Source organism: Paenibacillus solisilvae (assembly GCF_042656405.1).
GTDB classification, from domain to species: Bacteria; Bacillota; Bacilli; order Paenibacillales; family Paenibacillaceae; genus Paenibacillus_Z; species Paenibacillus_Z solisilvae.
The window spans coordinates 184,504-203,317 of sequence record NZ_JBHSOW010000015.1 but is presented as its reverse complement, the minus strand read 5'-3'; the positions used below and the strand labels follow the sequence as shown (position 1 = coordinate 203,317).

16 protein-coding genes are annotated in these 18,814 nt (G+C 51.0%); 9 read left to right on the top strand and 7 right to left on the bottom strand.

Annotated elements, in window-relative coordinates:
* Positions 1-6: 6 nt before the first annotated feature.
* The 3 genes from ACFPYJ_RS03665 to ACFPYJ_RS03655 form a co-directional block, all read right to left on the bottom strand.
* On the bottom strand, positions 7-669 hold the full coding sequence (locus ACFPYJ_RS03665; RefSeq protein ID WP_379186681.1) for a DedA family protein: 663 nt from the start codon (positions 667-669) through the stop codon (positions 7-9).
* Positions 670-827: 158 nt separating this feature from the next.
* Positions 828-1,304, bottom strand: coding sequence for a hypothetical protein (locus ACFPYJ_RS03660; protein ID WP_379186680.1), 477 nt, complete (start codon positions 1,302-1,304; stop codon positions 828-830).
* 95 nt (positions 1,305-1,399) lie between these two features.
* Complete coding sequence (locus ACFPYJ_RS03655) at positions 1,400-2,332, bottom strand: proline dehydrogenase family protein (protein ID WP_379186679.1); 933 nt, start codon at positions 2,330-2,332, stop codon at positions 1,400-1,402.
* A gap of 340 nt (positions 2,333-2,672) precedes the next feature.
* Between ACFPYJ_RS03655 and ACFPYJ_RS03650 the strand changes: the two genes are divergently transcribed.
* Complete coding sequence (locus ACFPYJ_RS03650) at positions 2,673-2,972, top strand: hypothetical protein (RefSeq protein WP_379186678.1); 300 nt, start codon at positions 2,673-2,675, stop codon at positions 2,970-2,972.
* Positions 2,973-3,155: 183 nt separating this feature from the next.
* On the opposite strand, the gene ACFPYJ_RS03645 is transcribed toward ACFPYJ_RS03650, so the two are convergent.
* The 4 genes from ACFPYJ_RS03645 to ACFPYJ_RS03630 form a co-directional block, all read right to left on the bottom strand.
* Positions 3,156-4,154 carry a YihY/virulence factor BrkB family protein gene (locus ACFPYJ_RS03645; protein WP_379186677.1) on the bottom strand — a complete coding sequence of 333 codons (999 nt, stop codon included), beginning with the start codon at positions 4,152-4,154 and terminating at the stop codon, positions 3,156-3,158.
* A 537-nt stretch (positions 4,155-4,691) separates the two neighbouring features.
* Positions 4,692-5,267 carry a hypothetical protein gene (locus ACFPYJ_RS03640; RefSeq protein ID WP_379186676.1) on the bottom strand — a complete coding sequence of 192 codons (576 nt, stop codon included), beginning with the start codon at positions 5,265-5,267 and terminating at the stop codon, positions 4,692-4,694.
* 64 nt (positions 5,268-5,331) lie between these two features.
* The gene (locus ACFPYJ_RS03635) at positions 5,332-6,942 is read right to left on the bottom strand and encodes a response regulator (RefSeq protein ID WP_379186675.1); all 1,611 of its coding nucleotides are present in this window, start codon (positions 6,940-6,942) and stop codon (positions 5,332-5,334) included.
* A gap of 5 nt (positions 6,943-6,947) precedes the next feature.
* On the bottom strand, positions 6,948-8,792 hold the full coding sequence (locus tag ACFPYJ_RS03630; protein WP_379186674.1) for a cache domain-containing sensor histidine kinase: 1,845 nt from the start codon (positions 8,790-8,792) through the stop codon (positions 6,948-6,950).
* Positions 8,793-8,984: 192 nt separating this feature from the next.
* Here ACFPYJ_RS03630 and ACFPYJ_RS03625 point away from each other — a divergent pair, with 192 nt between their 5' ends.
* From ACFPYJ_RS03625 to ACFPYJ_RS03590, 8 genes are all read left to right on the top strand, one after another.
* Positions 8,985-10,451, top strand: coding sequence for an extracellular solute-binding protein (locus ACFPYJ_RS03625; RefSeq protein ID WP_379186673.1), 1,467 nt, complete (start codon positions 8,985-8,987; stop codon positions 10,449-10,451).
* 78 nt (positions 10,452-10,529) lie between these two features.
* Positions 10,530-11,435 (top strand): carbohydrate ABC transporter permease, encoded by a 906-nt coding sequence (locus ACFPYJ_RS03620; protein ID WP_379186672.1) that lies wholly within the window; start codon positions 10,530-10,532, stop codon positions 11,433-11,435.
* Positions 11,436-11,462: 27 nt separating this feature from the next.
* On the top strand, positions 11,463-12,779 hold the full coding sequence (locus ACFPYJ_RS03615) for a carbohydrate ABC transporter permease (protein WP_379186671.1): 1,317 nt from the start codon (positions 11,463-11,465) through the stop codon (positions 12,777-12,779).
* Between the two features lie 23 nt (positions 12,780-12,802).
* Positions 12,803-13,567, top strand: coding sequence for an SDR family NAD(P)-dependent oxidoreductase (locus ACFPYJ_RS03610; RefSeq protein WP_379186670.1), 765 nt, complete (start codon positions 12,803-12,805; stop codon positions 13,565-13,567).
* Positions 13,568-13,597: 30 nt separating this feature from the next.
* A complete protein-coding gene (dgoD, locus tag ACFPYJ_RS03605) occupies positions 13,598-14,731 on the top strand; it encodes a galactonate dehydratase (RefSeq protein ID WP_379186669.1) in 1,134 nt (377 codons plus the stop codon).
* Between the two features lie 83 nt (positions 14,732-14,814).
* Positions 14,815-15,246: an acyl-CoA thioesterase gene (locus ACFPYJ_RS03600; protein WP_379186668.1), complete on the top strand. Its 432-nt coding sequence runs from the start codon at positions 14,815-14,817 to the stop codon at positions 15,244-15,246.
* Positions 15,247-15,373: 127 nt separating this feature from the next.
* Positions 15,374-16,864 carry an aminoacyl-histidine dipeptidase gene (locus ACFPYJ_RS03595; protein ID WP_379186667.1) on the top strand — a complete coding sequence of 497 codons (1,491 nt, stop codon included), beginning with the start codon at positions 15,374-15,376 and terminating at the stop codon, positions 16,862-16,864.
* A 610-nt stretch (positions 16,865-17,474) separates the two neighbouring features.
* Positions 17,475-18,620 carry an ROK family transcriptional regulator gene (locus tag ACFPYJ_RS03590; RefSeq protein ID WP_379186666.1) on the top strand — a complete coding sequence of 382 codons (1,146 nt, stop codon included), beginning with the start codon at positions 17,475-17,477 and terminating at the stop codon, positions 18,618-18,620.
* The last annotated feature ends 194 nt before the right edge of the window (positions 18,621-18,814 follow it).

Below are 18,814 nucleotides of genomic sequence, written 5' to 3'. Positions count from 1 at the left end.
GGGAGCTTATCTCAATAAGCTTAAAACCATTATTAACAGTGCGGCTAGAATGACGAAAGGGTTCGCTTTCGCAAAAGTACGGAGCTGGATGTGATATTTTCTAACCAGGATAAAGGCTGTAATTCCAAATGCGATGAAGCAGCCTGCCCAGATGGAATACTTCGCAATAAGATGGATGATCGATTCAAACCGTTGGCCCAGCAGCCTGCCAAGCAAGACATAAGCGGCAACCCATAACAGGGCACCCGTATGGTTAAAGATCAGGAAAGTGCGGAATCGAATACGGATAATTCCGGATACATAGCCGGTGAAATGCCGAAATCCAGGGATGAAATAGCTGATCAGCAGTATTTTATCGCCATATTTTTCAAACCAGACGGTAATTTTATTCATACGGGCAGGACTCAAAAGAATGAACTTCCCATATTTGGCGAAGAAGGGCGTACCCAGCTTGTACCCGATGAAGTAGGTGACCGTTGTTCCGACTGCAGCTCCGAGAAAAGCGGATAGGATGACGAAAGCGAGCTGGAATTGATCCAGAAAAGCCAAATATCCGGAATAGGCCATTGCCAATTCGCCCGGAAAAGGGGCAGCCAGCGATTCGGAGAATAAGCCAAGAAACAATACCAAATAGCCGTGATGCTCAAATAAGCGGTGAATCCATTCCATGTGTCCTGCTCCTTCGTCCATCGGTTAAGTTGCTCTGCTGCAACTATAACGCAGATGCGGCTGCTGCGAAATGGACTAAGGATTAGCTTGCTTCTGGACCATGGTCGAGGGTGGATCCAGGACCGGTTATATCCATCAACTGTACAGGCATCTCCGGTTTATTCCTGCTTCCAGCCCTCAATAAGCCAGTCGTACAGCGCTTGCGAATGGAGGCGAAGCCTGCCGGAGCCGCTGCTGAGCAGCACTTCGCCGCCGATGTTGGTGCAGGTTTTGAGAGTTCTGTAATCATCCAGCTTTTTGCTTTCACAATGGTACGCAGGCTCGGCATCGAGATGATTGCCGTCCTTTGTGACGATGCGCAGGATTTTCGGATAACCATGCTTCTCCATTAAGGTTTCATCCCGTACAGACGGGGAATGGTTGATCCAGCCAACCACCTTGTTAATCACATTCGTACCGGTGGAATCAAGCGGCAGGTAGAGAGGGGAGTTCTTAGACCCGTGCAAACCTCCAATAACCTGAAGGGAAGTGACCGCTTGAGGCGGAATGATAGGTTCAGCAGCTTTGATGGAGCTGCAAGCAGACAGGAGCATAACGGACAGCAGAGACAGCAGCATACCTGGATTTTTGACCATAACGGATCACCTTCATTAGAAAGTTTTGTGAGAGATTCAGAGTGCGGACATCCTTTGCTGCTTATCTAACGAGGTGATAACGGATAAAGTTGCGCTTAACGCTTCACCATATTCTTAACAATGAACCACACGTTGGCGGGCCGCTCGGCTAATCTCCTCACAAAGTACGGATACCATTTGCGTCCATAGGGAACATAGCAGCGGACCTTGTAGCCCTCCCGGGCAAGCTGCTCCTGAAGCGGCGTGCGTACGCCGTATAACATTTGAAACTCGAAGCTCGAGAGGGGAATCCGCTCTTCATTGATGAAGGATTTGACCCAATTGATGATATTCTCATCATGCGTGGCAACAGCGGTATAGACCCCGCTGCGCAAGCGATAGGCGATGAGCCGCTTGAAATTCGCATCCACATCGCGAAGCTGTGGATAAGCGATCGCTCTTGGTTCTTTGTATGCCCCTTTTACAAGCCGGAGATTCGCCCCCTCCGCGGTCAGCTGACGTATATCCTCCTCGCTTCGGTAAAGATAGGCCTGAATGACAGTCCCTACGTTGGTTAACCCTTCGGCATGGCAGCGTCTCATAAGCTCGATGGTCGCATCGGTGAAGGGGGAATTCTCCATATCGATTCGTACGAAGTTTCCCAAAGACTTTGCATGAATGACGATATTATGAATGTGGCTGTATCCTGCTTTCGGATCAAGCGATAACCCCATTTGAGTGGGCTTCAAGGAGACGTTGGCGTACAAGCCGGTGATCCGAATTTGATCAAGCAGCCGAAGATATTCCTCTTGGAAGGAAGCAGCCTCGGACAAGTGACGGACGCCCTCCCCCAAATGATCAAGCGTTGCAACGATTCCTTTTCGGTTCAACACGCGTACCTGCTCCAGCGCCTCCTCCAGTGTCTCGCCAGCGACGAATTTACTTGCTCCCAGCCTTAATCCATATTTGAGCGCCAGCGATTCAACAGCCCGATTCCCCGCAAGCGTGAGCAGAATGGAACGAAACAGCTTCGTACTCACATCCATCATGTACATCTCCTTCCTCCGATAATTACATCCTTATGCCCTAAGCCATGAGGGTATGTAAAAATCGGCAGGCGGAGCATTGCTTCGTTAAAGCGCTCTTCCCGAATGCACCGATCCAGGCATGAAAAAGAACAAAGGTGAGGCGCTATACTGGATTCTGTACAGGATAAGGGGCTATATCTGATCGACAACGCTGCTATACTGCATTCCATACAGTTAAATTGCTTCATAGTGGGCTTTTTGAGCAAAATCCGGCAATTTTAACTGCAAATATGCAGTATAGCAACCATTTGGATCAAAAATAGCCCCAAATAGCTGCAACTATCCAGTATAGAGGCAGATGTTGGAGCAGGTGTTGGAGCTGGAGTTGGAGTTGGAGTTGGAGCTGGAGCTGGAGCTGGAGCTGGAGTTGGAGCTGGAGCTGGAGCTGGAGTTGGAGTTGGAGCTGAAGTTGGAGCTGAAGTTGGAGTTGGAGTTGGAGCTGGAGTTGGAGCTGGAGTTGGCGATGGAGTTGGAGCTGGAGCTGGTGTTGGTGCTGGAGTTGGCGATGGAGCTGGAGCTGGAGTTGGAGCTGGAGCTGGAGTTGGAGTTGGAGCTGAAGTTGGAGCTGGAGTTGGGTGCTGGAGCAGGTGTGCAGGTGTAAATGGAAATTCAATCCACCATTCCGAGCAAAAACGAAAGTGGCTGCGCAGGAATAAACTCCCCGTTCAGCCACTTTGCATGAAAATTTCAACTTCAGATCAGAAATTTCATCCGTTTCCTATTCTAATGCTCTTTTGGAAAGCTCCTTGCGATACGGGCTGTATGGCGAAATGATTAGAAGCGGCTACTTGTCAGCGGGCGGCTTGGCCTTCTTCAAGAATGGAAAAGAGAGCGAGAACTGCTTGCACCCGGCTCTCTGTTTGCCGTATTTATCGAAGTGGAGCACAGCGTTAATTTCTCCGCCCAGCACGATAATGATGCTGGATAGATACAGCCAGGTCAGAAGCACGATGATACCGCCGATGCTTCCGTAGGTTTTCGTATAGCTGCCGAAGTTATTTACATAGAACGAGAATAACAGGGAAGTGATAATCCAGCCAAATGTGGCGAACAGTGCGCCGGGTATCACTTCTTTGAAGGTTAGACGTAGATTCGGGACATATAGGTAAAGGGAAGCAAATACCACGGCCATGACCCCGATCGGAACGGCATATTGCCCGATGCTCCAGATGAGATCGATATTGCCGGGAAGTTGTGTCCATTTGTACAGCATGTCACCGATCACCTTACCGAATATGAGCATCACCAAACTGAATGCGATGACAAGCGCTAATACTACGGTGAAGAGCAGGGAGATGGCTTTTACCTTCCAGAAGGGGCGGTTTTCCTCGGCATCATAAGCTTTATTAAGGGCCTTGATGACGGCGCTGACCCCGCTTGAGGCGGACCATAGGGTGACGAGAAGCCCGAAGGACAGCAGGGAACCGCTGCGGGAGGCTTGAATTTCGACGAAAGCTTCCGTAATCGTCTTGGTGGACATTTCCGGCATCACCATCCGGATTCGCTCAATGACATCTTGCACGGTTAGATTAGCGAAGCTGAGCACGGCAATGATGAAGATGAGAAAAGGAAAGAAGGACAGGATCAAATAATAGGTGAGCTGTGCACCCATCGCCGGAACCTCGTCCTCCTGAAAACGGCAGTACAGATTCTGTGCAAAATTCAGCACCCGCCGTCTTTTCGAGACACGCAGCTTCTGATCATATAATGGACGCGCAGCCTGAGGTTTGGATGACCCCGGGAAAATCTGCTTATTCGTGTTGGAGTGAAATGAATTTGGCATGATATTTCCTCCTAAGAGTTTTTGCGAGGCTCTGCCCAAGTAACCTGACGAGGTTACGTTCGAGCAAAAACTCACATCGGAAGCATAAACTTAGTTTTTGCGAGGCTCTGGCCAAGTAACCTAACCAGGTTACGTTCTAGCAAAAACACATCGGCAGCATAAACTTAGTTTTTGCGAGGCTCTGCCCAAGTAACCTGACGAGGCTACGTTCTAGCAAAAACACTTCGGCAGCATAACCTAGATTTTATGTAATTGGGTCGATTGGATTTCCTTCTATTTACCCCGTGCCCCCTCCGGTAAATCTATTGTTATTGAACCGACTTTATACTTGTCCATCGTTGGAGTCGTTTATTTTCATCAAAAAAAATACCCCGAGCAAGCTAAACCAGCTTGTTCGGGGCAGATCCCTCGTTCATGCAGAACTACTCGTTATTGAAGCGCCTCTTGTTCTTTAAGCACTTCTCGTTCTTGCAGCACTTCTCGTTCTTTAAGCACTTCTCGTTCTTGCAGCACTATCGCTCCTGCTGCAAATCCTCGTTACTTTGCAGGTGCAATATCATGGTTAACTGTAATGATGCCGAGTTTCTGCGGTGCCGAGATATCGCCGCCAAACCAGATTTCACCATTGCCGACCATGACACCTTGATAGTTGACGAATAGGGAGTCCTTCGTTTGTTTAGCTAATGCTTGCTTGATGGGCTCCGTGAAGATTTCATCATATTGCTTCAGAAACTCTTCTTTGTTGGCAATCTTCAAGGCGCTTCCCGTTCCGTTCACCCGCAGGGGATATAGAATATAGGCTGCTGCGGCATTCTTATCACCGTTAGCAACCGCAGTCTTGAGCGCATCGAACATGGCATCGAAGGCTTGGGGATCGGCGATGCCGGCTGTTTCATAAGGATTGCCTTTCTGCGGATCGCTGCCTTTCACACTGCCTTGAGCGGCTGATGCTGTAGATGCATCTGAGCCTGCATTCAGGTCAGCTGCGGAGTTAGATGCGGATTGATTATCTGAACTACATCCGGCTGCGGCGAGCAGCCCGGTGGAGATGATTAATACGGCCATCAGACGGCTAAATATCATTTTGTAATGGCGACCTGCACTCGTGTTCATTGTCATTCATCCCTTCTTGTACTTAGGCTTTCACATATCTGACGAAAGGATGCGTATGAATGTTTCATTTTTCGTTGCTGGGAAGTAATGTATCTCCACGGTAGGCGGAAGGGCTGATCCCCGTAGCCTTCTTGAACACATTGCAAAAGTAATTTTGATCCTCGTAGCCGACAAGCTGCGATATGCGTGCGATTTTCATCGTCGTTGCTGCAAGCAGCTCTTTGGAACGTTCCATCCGAACCCGCGTCACATAATCGTTGAAACTGATGCCAACCACCTGTTTGAATCGTTTAGAGAAATAATTCGGATGGATGTAATAGCTGTCCGTTACCCATTGTAAGGAAAGATTCTCCGCAAAGTGCTGCTCCACATACTGCTGAACGGAATGGATAATATCATCGCAGCTGGGGCTTCTATCCTCCTTGCGGTCCAGCATGGAGAGCTGCTGTTCCAGGATAGGAATAATATCGTTCCAGCTCTTCATGTCTTCCAGATTAACGAGGGTCTTCAGCTCATCCTCGGGTGAAAGGTGGATTCCTTTCTTGGCGGTATGTCTGCGAAGAAGATGGATGATCTCGGTGTACAAATATTCAAGCTGCTCGTAGCGCGGTGTCGGCCCATTAGCCAGATCTTGGAATAATCGCTGCGCGTATTGGATGAATTCCTTATAATTGCGCTCCACCAGCATACTGGAGAGTGCCTTCTGCGCTTGCTCCGTCAGCAGCGGATAACCTTGCCGGGCGTTCCCGCAGCAATCATCCGCGTAGACCCTGCCATCTCCAAACAGCAGCCGATTCTTCAAATGATGACGCGCTTCCAGATAGGAGATTCGCAGCTTAGACTGTTCCTGCTTAGGGCTGCCGATTCCAATAGAGACGCAGAGTCCCAGATGCTCCGCCGACCAAACCAAGGTCTCTTCCAGCTCTTCAGCCATTTGATGCAATTCAGGCAAACTCCTGCAGCCCAGAAACCATACAATCTCCTCGGGATGATAGGCATGCTTGAATGCAACCGATTTGATTTTATTGGATAACGGCGTATCATGAATGAGATTCAGAACGGCAAAGCGCGCTAAGGCATGATCACTTTCTTTGAAGCGGGCGTTGTTGAGCTGAGGTGTGATTTGGATAGAGGCTGCAGTCCAATAGGTGCTTTCGCCTAAGGTGAGGAGGTGCCGGCGGAAGTCCGCACCCTGCTCCGTCAGGAGGTGTGTGAACTGAAAATCCGCTGCCTCCAAATCGCTTTGCCGCATCAATTGCTCAAGCTTGCTAAGCTTCGAATGTTCTGCAGCTGCCTGTTTCTCATCGCGAAGCTGCCGGCATAAACTCGACAGCAGTGTATGAAGCTTGTCCCGGTCGACAGGCTTCAACAGATAATCCTTCACATTGTACTGCATCGCTTCCCGAACATATTCGAATTCATTATAGCCGCTTATGATCACAAATTTGGTATGAGGCAGCGAGGCATGTACCTTGCTGATGAACTGCAGTCCGTCCATTCCGGGCATCCGAACATCGGTCAGAATGATGTCCGGCTTATACTGCTCCAGCTGGCTGATCGCCTCTAAGCCGTCGCTTGCCTCGCCGGCCAGCTGCAGATCCAGCTGCGACCAATCGATTTTGCGGATAAGTCCTTCCCGGAGCAGCGGTTCATCCTCTACGATCATCACCTTCATGCAAATCATCGCCTCCTGCTGTCCTGCTTCGGTAGCATAAATTGAAGTCTGGTTCCGTTCCCGGGTGTACTCGCAATAGACACCTTCGGATCGCATTCATAATACATGACGATGCGTTTGAAGACATTTGCAAGACCGATCATCGTTCTAGGAGATGCCGGTGAATGTCTAAAGGTTGAGGCGGAAGGATCAGCCAGCTTCTTCTGAAGCAGCTCCATCATGGAAGAATCCATTCCGACTCCATTATCCTCTACGGCAAATTCCAGCCAATTCTCATCCAGGCTCCGGATCGTAATGTGAACCGACTTATAGCCGCGTTTCTGTTCCAAACCGTGAATAATCGCATTTTCGACGAGCGGCTGAATGAGAAATTTGGGTATAACAAACGCTTCCGCCTCCTGCTCCACGTTGATTTCATAGTGAAATTGCTCCGCAAACCGGATCTGGTAGATCGATAAATATCGGTTCAGATGGGTGACTTCCTCCTTGATCGTGGCCAGGCTGCCGCCGTTCAGATTGTACCGGAGCATATCGCCGAGTGCCAGGCAGATATAACTGACTCTTTGGTCACCGTCAATGGAGGAGATGCTGTCGATGGTACTGAGTGTGTTATAGAGAAAATGGGGATTGATTTGCGACTGCAGCGCTTGAATCTCCGCCTCTTTCTTAAGCAGCTCCGTCTCATACACCTTGCTGATAAGCTTGCGGATTTCGGCGGTCATTTTGTTGAAGCTATACTGAATGGTAGACAGCTCATCGGAACCCTTAACTTGAATATGAGCTTGAAAATCCCCCATCTCTACCAGCTTCATCTTCTTGTTTAATTCCTTCAGGGGTCTTGTGACTCCGCTTGCGATGATGGAGCCAAGCAGCATCGCGACCAGAAAGCTGATTGCGGCGATAACGATCAGTGTATTGCGGAATACGTTGACTTTATGCAAAATCCGATCAAGCGGTACGCTTCCGATGACGATCCACCCGCCGTAATTCAGGGTATGAGAGAAACCGATGTACATCTTATGGTTATTCGTAAACCGGAAGTCCGCATATCGGACAGCTGTTTTTTCTTCCGTATATGCAGCGAATAAGGGGCTTTGCGCAATAGAGCGGCTGATCTGGGCATCATTATTGGTGAAAATAATCGTTCCCTTCCGGTCGGCAATATAATAAGTGCTGCCGTCATCATTTTCCAGGCCAAGGAACGCTTTCTCCAAAATATCCGGATCCATATCAATCTGAATGTAGCCGACCGGATATTGATTATTCGAAGTAATTCGTTTCAGCTGCTGTACGTAGCTTATGGTATGAATGGGTTTAAGCTCATTCTTGGCGGTCGTCATGGAAACGGTCCAGAGCGGGTAACCGTCCAGCAGTTTGGCCCTCGCGTACAGCATCTGCTGATTATCCGCCATCAGTGAACGCAGAGCTGAATTATAGTAATAATAGCTGGAGAATTGATCACCGTTAAGCCGGGTCATTTGAATAAAAGAGATGAGAGGGGTCTGCATTTTTTGTCCCTCGAGCCGGTCGCGATAATATTTCTGATTATCGAAGCTCGGTGTGCCCTCGAGAAACTTTTGCACGGACGTGTCGCTAAAATAACTGTAGCCGATGCTGCTGATCGTTTTGAAATGGAGCTCCAAGGTATCTACCGTCTGCTCTGTCATCTTCTCAAGGCCTTCGAGTGTGGAGGCTTCAAGCTCGCGGCTCATAATCCGGTAGTAGGAATAACCCATGATTAAGGCAGTCAGTCCGATGACAAGGAAGAAGGAAAGTATGATTTTACTGCGAAATTGCAGGGCGTTCAGCTTGCGCATGTTCATCATCAGACAAGGCTTAATGAGTCTCATCCCCCTTCCCAAATGTATGCGTTTACTGCGAATGTATTCGACAACCTGCACCGTTTTCCTGTCTCACTAAAGCAGGTCGGAAGGATACTTAAAATATTGCTAATGGGATGTTAGGATTTTATATAGAAAGCGCTATCAAGAAATCTTATGCTTGATTTGTGAATCATTACCACGACAAGGAGGCAGTCGAAGGTGAAGACAAAAAAACGGTTTGGCAAGTGGCCACGTGCGTCTTTCGTTTTGGCATTCATGCTTATTGTTTCAGCTTGCGGCAGTAACAACGGAGGGTCTAACACAGGAACCAACGAGACCGGTAACACGGCAGCGCCCGCCGCGGTGAATGAGACTGCAGATCCGGCAGCGAATACCAACAATGGAGCAGATGATGAACAGACAGATACGCCAGCTGCGAATGTTGAACTTAAAGTTTGGGATCAACCGAAGCCGGATGATCCGAATAAGCCGGTGTGGGAGGAGATTGTGGCTGGCTTTGAGGCGGCAAATCCGAACATTAAGGTCACCCATGAGCTCATGCCGCAGGGAACCAATGACCGCGAGGTATTCGTAACGGCGATGGCTGGAGGCAATGGACCGGATGCTTATCAAGCGGCGCATTTTCCGATTATCGGAGACTGGGTCGGCCAAGGACTCGCGCTGGATTTGACGCCGTACTGGGACAGCTACGCGGATAAGGATCAATTCATTCCTTCCTCGATGCAGGCAGGTACGATTGACGGCAAGGTATACGGCCTGCCGCATGACATGTATGTAACGGGACTGTTCTGGAACAAAAAGATGTTCAAGGATGCCGGCCTTGATCCGAACAAGCCGCCTGCCAATTGGGATGAGCTCGTTAGCTTCGGCAAGAAACTGACGAATCCGGATAAGAAGCAGTACGGCATCACCCTGCTCGGGATGGAATGGGCAGATTGGTGGTTTGAGTATTATGTATGGCAGGCGGGCGGTGATTTAACTCATCTGCAGGAGGACGGAACGGTTAAATTAGCCTTCACCGAGGAGCCTTCGGTGACCGCACTGCAATTCTACAAGGATCTCAAATGGAAAAATAAAATCGTCCAAAATAACGTGCTTCAAAGCTATCAAGACAATATGAACGATGTTTATCAAGGCCGGGCGGCCATGTCCAATGGTGCATCCGGCGGCTTCGGGGACTATGCGGGCAATGGGCTGGATCTGAACGAAATCGGCTTTGCCCCTTATCCGGTCGGTCCTTCCGGCAAAGGTCCCGGCCAAATCGGCGGCGCCTACTGGATCATTAATCCGAAGACCTCCAAAGAAAAGCAGGATGCAGCTTGGAAATATATCACTTACCTGAATTCGAAAGAAGTGCTCGAGAAGTATCTGCAGTTCCAATCCGACAATGGGATTTTCCCGAATCTGCTGTCCGTGCGCAGCGATGTCAATCCGGCTCAGTTCGCGGCTAACGTCTCGCAGGAGCTGGTGGATGGCGTGAATAAAGCGGCTTCGGACACGCATCTGGAATATTTCCTGAAGGAACGGCTGACGCCATATGTCGTGAAAGCGGTGCAGAAAGCGCTGACCGATGAGAAATCTGATCCGAAGGCGCTGCTGCAAGAAGCACAGGATGCTGCTCAGAAGGAAGTCGTTGATGCTTACAACGCATCCGTGAAGAAATAACAAATCGTGCGGGCGGGGGATGAAACGGGAGTATTCGCCGATTGCTCCGCCTGCCGGTTCCGAAAGGAAGCATGTACGATGAAAACCGTCACCGGGCAGCAGCCGCAAATCGGGATGAGAGCCGGATTCCGCCTGAAAATCCCTTGGACGCCGATTCTCTTTCTCACGCCGGCTGTTCTTGCATTCCTCTTATTCAAGTATTATCCGTTATTTCAAGCGATCTACATGAGCTTCTTCGACTACAAAGTCATTAATCCGCCGGGGCGATTTGTCTGGCTTGATAACTATGTGTATCTCATTCATTCCACCGAGTTCTGGAATGCATTCTTCAATACGTTCGCGTTCTTCTTTATTTATTTCATTCTGACGTTCTGGGTACCGATTGTGCAGGCGATTCTGCTGAACGAAATCCGTTACGCGAGCAAAACGATTCGTGTGCTGTACCTGCTGCCGACCGCCGTTCCTGCCGTTGCAGGCTATCTGCTGTGGAAGTGGCTGTACAATCCCGATTATGGATTATTGAACTACCTGCTTCATTTCGTCGGCCTCGGGCCCTATGGATGGCTGAACGACCCGCAAATGGCCAAGTGGGCGATCGTATTCCCGGGTGTTTTCGGCACGGGCATGAGCATGCTCATCTACTATTCCGCCCTTCAAGGCATTCCAAGCGAAAATATTGAAGCCGCCAAAATCGACGGTGCAGGCCCATGGCGCAGAATGTCGGCGATCGTGTTCCCAAGCCTGAAATTCGTTATCGGCATTCAGTTCATTGCCTTTATATCAGGCGTCTTCCTGACCTTTGACCCGATGTATATCATGACAGGCGGAGGGCCGGCTAACAGCACAAGAACATTGTCCATGCTCGTCTTCAACAGTTCCTTTAAGGAGTTCCGGTTTGGCGTGGCGGGCGCGATATCCTTCGTCATGTTCATCATTATTGCGGTCATTACGTTCATACAGATCAAGATGTCGAATCAAGAATAACATTTCTGACCCCGGAAGGAGATTCTCATGGCAGCACGCAGACGGATACAAGAGCGGGGCGGACTTTCCGTCAAGATCGTTTCCTATACTGTTGCAGGTCTATTCATTCTCGTATCCGTCATCCCGCTGATCTGGATGATCAGCTCGTCGATGAAGGATAACATCTCCATCTACCGGTTCCCGCCTACCTGGGTTCCCGAGGTTCCTAAGGCTATTCATGTGACGTTAAATTACGACGGGACGGATCTTGCGAAGCCGGAGGATTACGAGCTGGATGCGATGGAGGCGATCTGGTTCACGTGGAAAAAAATGCAGAACGACGCGGTCGGCGCCCTTCAGGTCACCGGCGTCAAGGATGGTGCCGTCGTTTACAAAGCGGGCATGCCTTCTTATAAATTCACGCTTGGCCGCCCGCAAATCGTACCGACGATGCTGGCGACCCATGCGACGATGAAGATCAAGCTGCCGCAGATCCGCGAACGCAAGCTGACTGATTATCAATGGTTTGGTCAGGGAGAGGCTTACAAGGGAGCTTCCGCGGCTGCTTCCGGATTATCTTCAACAGCAGGTACGGTACAGCAGCTGTTAGCGGAATCCAAGGTGGTCAAAGGCAAAGTAATGACCCTGTCCGAGAATAACGATTGGGCCAGATTCTTCGATAATTATCTGGTGCTGTGGAAAATGGCCGAGGCGGATGAAAACGCCTATGGTTTCCCCCACTTCCTGATGAACAGCGTCATCGTAACCGCAGCAACGATATTCAGCCACATGCTCATTGGCGGAATGGCCGGCTTCGCGCTTGCCCATCTGGTTCGGGGGCGAATCGGCGCCTGGTTGACGCTGTTCTTCGTTGCGACGATTATGATCCCGGAAATCGCGATTCTTGTTCCGCTTTACTTAACGATGGATAAGCTGCATTTGGTCAATACGCTGTGGGGGATTATTTTGCCGCATACCGCCTGGGGGATTGTTATCTTCCTGTTCAAGGGCTTCTTCCAGCAGCTGCCCGGTGAGCTTATTCAAGCGGGACGAATCGATGGCGCTTCCGAGTTTCGGATCTATTGGCGGATCATTGTCCCGATGTCCGCACCGATCTTTACGGTTGTTTCGGTCATGACGTTCATTGGGGTATGGAACGAGTTTCTATGGCCGCTGGTTGTGGCAAGGTCACCTTCCGTATGGACGTTTACCGTTGCGCTCAGCGACTTTCAGAACCGCCAGAGCATGGGAGCCAACGTCATCATGTCCAGCTTGGTGTTAGCCACCATTCCGCTGATGATTATCATCGTGTCTTGTCAGAAGCTGATTGAGAAGGGTGTTTCGTTTACAGGTTTGAAGGGTTGATTATGACCTAGGGAGGAACAGCCATGGAGAGAAAGGTCGCTTTGGTCACGGGATCAGGAAGAGGAATCGGCAAAGGAATCGCGCTGTCCTTTGCGGCTGCGGGCTACGACGTGTGCGTGAACTATAACACAAGCGAAGAGCGGGCGCTTGCCGTTGTTGAGGAGATCAGGGCGCTTGGCGTTCGGGCAGAAGCCGTGCAGGCGGATATTTCCACAATGGATGGTGTTTCTGCATTATTCGAAGGCTTCTCGGAGCGGTTCGAACGCTTGGATGTTCACGTGGATAATTCGGGGATTACGCGAATGAAGCCATTCCTTGAGACGACGCCGGAGATGTTCGATGAGGTGATCCATACGAATTTGCGCGGACTGTATTTCTGCGGACAGCGTGCCGCACGCCTTATGGTCCAGCAGGGTACGAGGGGCGTGATTATTCACATCAGCTCCAATCATACGCAGGGCACGTGGTCCAACTCGACCGTTTATGCAGCTGCCAAGGCGGGCGTGAACAAGTTGACGAAGAATATGGCGCTGGATCTGGCAGGTTATGGAATTCGGGTTGTTGGAATAGCACCGGGGTATACGCTGCTGGATAAACAGCGGGATGAGCGGGCGCTGCGGCACATCGACGCTATATCTGCTCATATTCCGATGGGCCGATTTGCAGCTCCAGAAGAAGTTGGCGAGGCGGCGGTGTACCTGGCATCGGACAAAGCCGGTTATATAACGGGCACAACGCTGTACATGGATGGGGGAGCGCTGCTCCCGGTATGGGCTGACAAAGCATGAGATCTTAGGAGCGAAGGAGACAGATCGTTTATGAAAATCACGGATATGAAGCTGTTTCACGTCAAGCCGCGATGGTTGTTTCTAAAAATCGAAACCGACGAAGGTATTTGCGGCTGGGGTGAACCGATCGTTGAAGGACGGGCGCTAACCGTTGCGGCGGCTGTTGAAGAATTGAAGCGGTATCTTGTCGGGGAAGATCCGCTCCGGATCGAGCATCATTGGCAGGTCATGTACAGAGGAACCTTCTACAGGGGCGGACCGGTTCTAGTTAGTGCGATAAGCGGAATTGAGCAGGCGCTGTGGGATATTAAGGGCAAATATTACAATATGCCCGTCTATGAAATGCTGGGCGGCAAATGCCGTGACCGGATACGCATGTACAGCCACTGCGGAGGTGCGACGCCGGAGGAAATGGCGGCTAATGCCGTCCGCAAGACAGAAGCTGGCTTCAACGCGATCAAGATTGGCGTGGATGCCCCGGTTCATAACGTCGATACGCTGCGATTCGTGGAAGGCCAGACAGCCAAGCTTGCTGCAATCCGCGAAGCTGTCGGAAGCGGGCTGGATGTGGCCATCGATTTTCACGGGCGGGTAAGTCCCGCGATGTCGATCCGCTTGGCACAGGCCTTCGAGCCCTATTATCCGATGTTCATCGAGGAGCCGGCATTACCGGAGAATGTGGACACTTTGGTGCGCATTGCGCAATCGACAACGATACCGATTGCTTCCGGCGAACGGCTGTTCACCAGATGGGGCTTCAGGGAAGCGCTGGAGAAGCAAGCCATCGCCATTGTGCAGCCGGATCTATGCCATGCCGGAGGAATATTCGAAGCTCGGAAAATCGCAGCAATGGCCGAAGTTTATTACGGTTCTATCGCGCCGCATAATCCGCTGGGTCCAATTTCACTCGCCTCCTGCCTGCAGCTCGATGCCTGTACGCCGAACTTCCTTATCCAGGAGCATCCGTCCATGGCGGAACGCTGGGATTTGGGAGAAGGCTATTTGAACCAGGCGTTCAAGATTCAGGATGGCTATATCGCGGTGCCCGAAGGTCCCGGCCTAGGCATTGAGATCAACGAAGAAGCGCTGCTGGAGCGGGCCTATCCGGGAGATTGGGATACTCCGCGTCTTTATTATGCTGACGGGTCATTTGCGGAATGGTAATTATGATTATGCTGCTTTTGACAAAATAATCCGGTCTGGCTAACATGGAAGCATCTGAGAAATGCCGAAGGAGACCAACAACCATGGAAGCTGTAATCGAAATCATTGTTCGTTCTACGGAAATCGACGTTAATGGCCATGTCAACAACGCCAAATATTTGGAATATCTCGAATGGGGCCGGGAAGAGTGGTATGAGAAGGCTGAGCTGCCTTATGCCGCTTTTCTGGCTATGGGAATTCAAACCGTAACCGTCAACATCAATGTGAATTACCGGAAGGAATGCCGGCAGGGGGACAAGCTGACGGTGCGGACAGTGCCGGAGCGCGCAGGCAGAACCAGCTATGTGCTGAAGCAGGAGATTGTCAATGAGCAAGGCGACGTATGCGCGGATGCTGCGGTTACCTGTGTCACCATGGATGCGGCCGCCCGCAAGAGCCGCGAGCTGCCTGACGAGCTGCGTCAATGTTTTATCTGTAAACGGGTGAATGCTGCATTTCCCGACCTCCGTCGGTAAACGGGTGAATGCTGCATTTCCCGACCTCCGTCGGTAAACGCAAACCAATCACCCTATTTAGCGTTTATTGTCCGCATGCGCTAAACTGAACCTATACGTCTCAAATCAAGAAGGAGGATTTTTACATATGAGCGATTCGACAGGCAAGGTGTATACGGGCGACAGCAGGGTGCTGCAATTCTTCGAGGAGCTCTCCAAGATCCCCCGGGGATCGAGCAACGAGAAGGCGATCAGCGATTACGTCGCGGATTTCGCGCGCCGGCGGAACTGCGCGGTGATTCAGGACGACAAATTCAACCTGATCATCCGGAAGCCGGCGGCGCCCGGGTACGAGAACGCGCCGACGATCATTTTCCAAGGCCACTTGGACATGGTGTGCGAGAAGAACAAAAACACCGTGCACGACTTTACCAAGGACCCGATCCGTTTCAAAATCGACGGGGACATGATCTACGCGGAAGGCACGACGCTCGGCGCGGACAACGGCATCGCGGTGGCGACGGCGCTGACGATCATCGATACGCCGGACATGGCGCATCCGGAGCTGGAGATTTTGCTGACGACGGAGGAGGAAACGAGCATGGGCGGCGCGTTCCATCTCGACGCTTCCCGGCTGAAGGGCCGCATGATGATCAATTTCGACTCCGATCGCGAAGGCGTGCTGTTCGTCAGCAGCGCCGGCGGCATCAATGCGTATCACTCCGTTGCGCTGGCCTACAAAGAAGCGCCTTCGGGCGAGCCGTACACGATCGGCGTGCAGGGCTTGATGGGCGGACACTCCGGCGACGACATCATCCACGAACGGGCCAATGCCAACAAGCTGCTCGGTCGGGTGCTGGACGACTTGCGCCGGCATACGGCCTTCGATCTCGCGGGCGTAAGCGGCGGGATGAAGGTCAATGCAATTCCGCGCGAAGCGGAAGCGGCGGTGTACCTGAGCGGCGAAGGCAAGCAGGCGGCGGAAGCCCGCATCGCCGAGCTCAACCGGATCTTGAAGGATGAATTTCAAGCGAGCGACAAAGGCGTAACGGTCGTGCTGCATGCCGGTTTTGACGCGAACAGCGGAGCGGGCGCTGCCGCCTCCTCCGGCCGGGCGTTCGCGGAAGACGTGAAGGCGTCCGTCATCCGGCTGCTGACGCTCATCCCGAACGGCGTGCTGAGCATGGACAAGGCGATCGGCAACCTCGTGCGCACGTCCTCCAATCTCGGCGTCGTCTCCGTGAACGAGACGAATGTCGTCATGCAAAGCCTGTCGCGCAGCTCGATGCGCTCGCAAGTCGACGAGGTCGTGCGCGTGATGCAGACGCTGGGCGAATCGGTCGGCTGCGAGTTCCGGACGGATCACTACTTCCCGGGCTGGCCGTACCGCGCGGATTCCAAGCTGCGCCCCGTCTTCCAAGCGGCGTACGAGAAGCTCTTCGGCAAGCTAATCGAGATCAAGGCGATCCATGCCGGCCTCGAATGCGGCGTCTTGATCGAGAAGATGCCGGACCTCGACGCCATCTCCTTCGGGCCGAACATGTACGAGATTCATACGCCCGACGAGCATCTGTCGATCTCGTCCGTGGAGCGGACCTGGCCGTTTCTGGAGGATGTGCTGCGGGAGCTGAAGGGGTAAAGCATCGGACTATTTTAGTCTAATGTACAAAAACGCCAAGCCGATTAAAGGCTTGGCGTTTTTATTAGGAACAGTTACTTCCTTCGATCGTGCCAGCGCGGCATCCTGTTAAATTATCCTCTCGGCGCCGACCGGAATTCTGCTAGGTTTAGGCCTGGCGCTGCTGCTTAAACCGACCATTCCGAGAGAAACGACTTATACAGGCGCTTGTTCTGACCCCATGATGATCCCACCGGTCGCCGTATACCTGTCCTGAAAATTCCTGCTGGAGCCGACTTTCGGCATCGTCAATTATATGCTCGTGAAGGAAGAGCTAACAGGTGATCGTGCAATGCTTTCAGTAGCATCCATTGCTGCATAAGGAGAGTAGGATTCATGGCAACAATGTCAATAACTTGAAAGCTTATTTATGGGACCTCGTAGTCGACCAGGACATCACGAAGGTGCAAGAAAACAGAGGGGAGATTCACCCCCACATTCTTCCATATAGGGCATCATGCATTCTCCGCGTCGCTCCTGGAGGTTTTCTCTCCCCAATCTTTTTCTAACTATGCTATTATTGAACAAGATTAAAATATACACTATCTGATTCATAAGGATGGCATGAATTATGAACAAAGGAACCGCCTTGTTACGGCAACACAACGAGAAACGCACGTTAACTCTAATGCGTAATCACCAGTATATCTCTAGGCAAGACATTGCAAAGGCGCTGGACCTTAGCAAAAATACGATTTCGTTGATAATCGATAAATTTATAAAAGACGGTATCGTCAAGGAAATCGGAATGGATGAGAAACAAACGGGTATTGGCCGTCCCCGAATTCAACTGAGCTTGGTGACCGAAGCGTACAAAGCCATCGGTATTCTGATTCAAAATGAGTTCTGCAAATACGTGGTTACCGACTACTGCTCGAAGATCTTGGAGGAAGGTCAGATGCCCGTCGATGGTAATGACCCGGACAGAAGCATTGAAGAGCTTGCGAAGCTGTGTAATACGTTATTGAAAAAGTATCCTGAGGTACTTGGAATCGGGCTGGCCGTACCGGCCTTGGTGGACCCTGTAGAGGGGGTCGTCCACTTCTCCTCCCACTTGAACTGGAGGGAGGTCCGTCTGAAGGAACGGCTGGACTCCATGCTTCCGGCGAAGTCCAAAGTTCTCAACAGTGTGAAAGCTTCAGCGATAGCCCCTTCTTCCGTGGTCCCACAAGAGGTGCTGACCAATTCCTTCTATTTATGTATTGATGAAGGGGTGGGGGGAGCCCACATAGTGGATAGTCAAATCTATAGCGGTGCCAGTTGGAGTGCGGGGGAAATCGGCCATCTTCCCGTTAAAGCAGATGGTCCCCTCTGCACCTGCGGCCAGAGGGGCTGCCTGGAGACATTAGTCAGCCTTCCTGCGATCCGCAGGCGAATACTGAAAGAATACCCAGGTGTAAAATTCGAAGGGAGCATTCTGAATCAGTGGAATCAAGCAGACGGTCTAGATTTAGCTCTCGACAAGATCATACGTGAATCCGGCGAATATGTGGGAATTGCAGTCTCGCAAATCATCACTTTGCTCAACCCCAAATATATCGTCGTGGACAGTCCGTTCGAGAAGTTGGAAATTTTTAGGAATGCCGTGAGAGCTTCCATGGAAAACCGATCTCTGAAATACCCTTTGCAAAAAACAAACTTGCTGTTTGTAGCAAATGTCTATTCCTCCAGTGTTGGAGCCGCCTTTGCTGTTATCCTTGATTTTGAAAAGGAATAACAGCTTTTTTTCTTTCTTATCGGACTTCTAAGCGAAGACCTCGTGCCAACCCGCATAAAAATTTTACCAAAAGAGATCCGATCACTCTTATAAAATGATTTCCTCCATGCGAAACGAGCCTTAGAAGCGATTCTAGGAGTCTCGTTTTTCTTTGATTATTTTCTTGTTTTAGAAATATTGACTTTTGTAGGGCT

Coding starts and splice junctions, on each gene's coding strand:
- ACFPYJ_RS03620 (WP_379186672.1), top strand. CDS start 10,530: ATGAAAACCGTCACCGGGCAGCAGCCGCAAATCGGGATGAGAGCCGGA.
- ACFPYJ_RS03660 (WP_379186680.1), bottom strand. CDS start 1,304: ATGGTCAAAAATCCAGGTATGCTGCTGTCTCTGCTGTCCGTTATGCTC.
- ACFPYJ_RS03645 (WP_379186677.1), bottom strand. CDS start 4,154: ATGCCAAATTCATTTCACTCCAACACGAATAAGCAGATTTTCCCGGGG.
- ACFPYJ_RS03635 (WP_379186675.1), bottom strand. CDS start 6,942: ATGAAGGTGATGATCGTAGAGGATGAACCGCTGCTCCGGGAAGGACTT.
- ACFPYJ_RS03665 (WP_379186681.1), bottom strand. CDS start 669: ATGGAATGGATTCACCGCTTATTTGAGCATCACGGCTATTTGGTATTG.
- ACFPYJ_RS03610 (WP_379186670.1), top strand. CDS start 12,803: ATGGAGAGAAAGGTCGCTTTGGTCACGGGATCAGGAAGAGGAATCGGC.
- ACFPYJ_RS03640 (WP_379186676.1), bottom strand. CDS start 5,267: ATGAACACGAGTGCAGGTCGCCATTACAAAATGATATTTAGCCGTCTG.
- ACFPYJ_RS03655 (WP_379186679.1), bottom strand. CDS start 2,332: ATGATGGATGTGAGTACGAAGCTGTTTCGTTCCATTCTGCTCACGCTT.
- ACFPYJ_RS03590 (WP_379186666.1), top strand. CDS start 17,475: ATGAACAAAGGAACCGCCTTGTTACGGCAACACAACGAGAAACGCACG.
- ACFPYJ_RS03595 (WP_379186667.1), top strand. CDS start 15,374: ATGAGCGATTCGACAGGCAAGGTGTATACGGGCGACAGCAGGGTGCTG.
- ACFPYJ_RS03600 (WP_379186668.1), top strand. CDS start 14,815: ATGGAAGCTGTAATCGAAATCATTGTTCGTTCTACGGAAATCGACGTT.
- ACFPYJ_RS03615 (WP_379186671.1), top strand. CDS start 11,463: ATGGCAGCACGCAGACGGATACAAGAGCGGGGCGGACTTTCCGTCAAG.
- ACFPYJ_RS03630 (WP_379186674.1), bottom strand. CDS start 8,792: ATGAGACTCATTAAGCCTTGTCTGATGATGAACATGCGCAAGCTGAAC.
- dgoD (WP_379186669.1), top strand. CDS start 13,598: ATGAAAATCACGGATATGAAGCTGTTTCACGTCAAGCCGCGATGGTTG.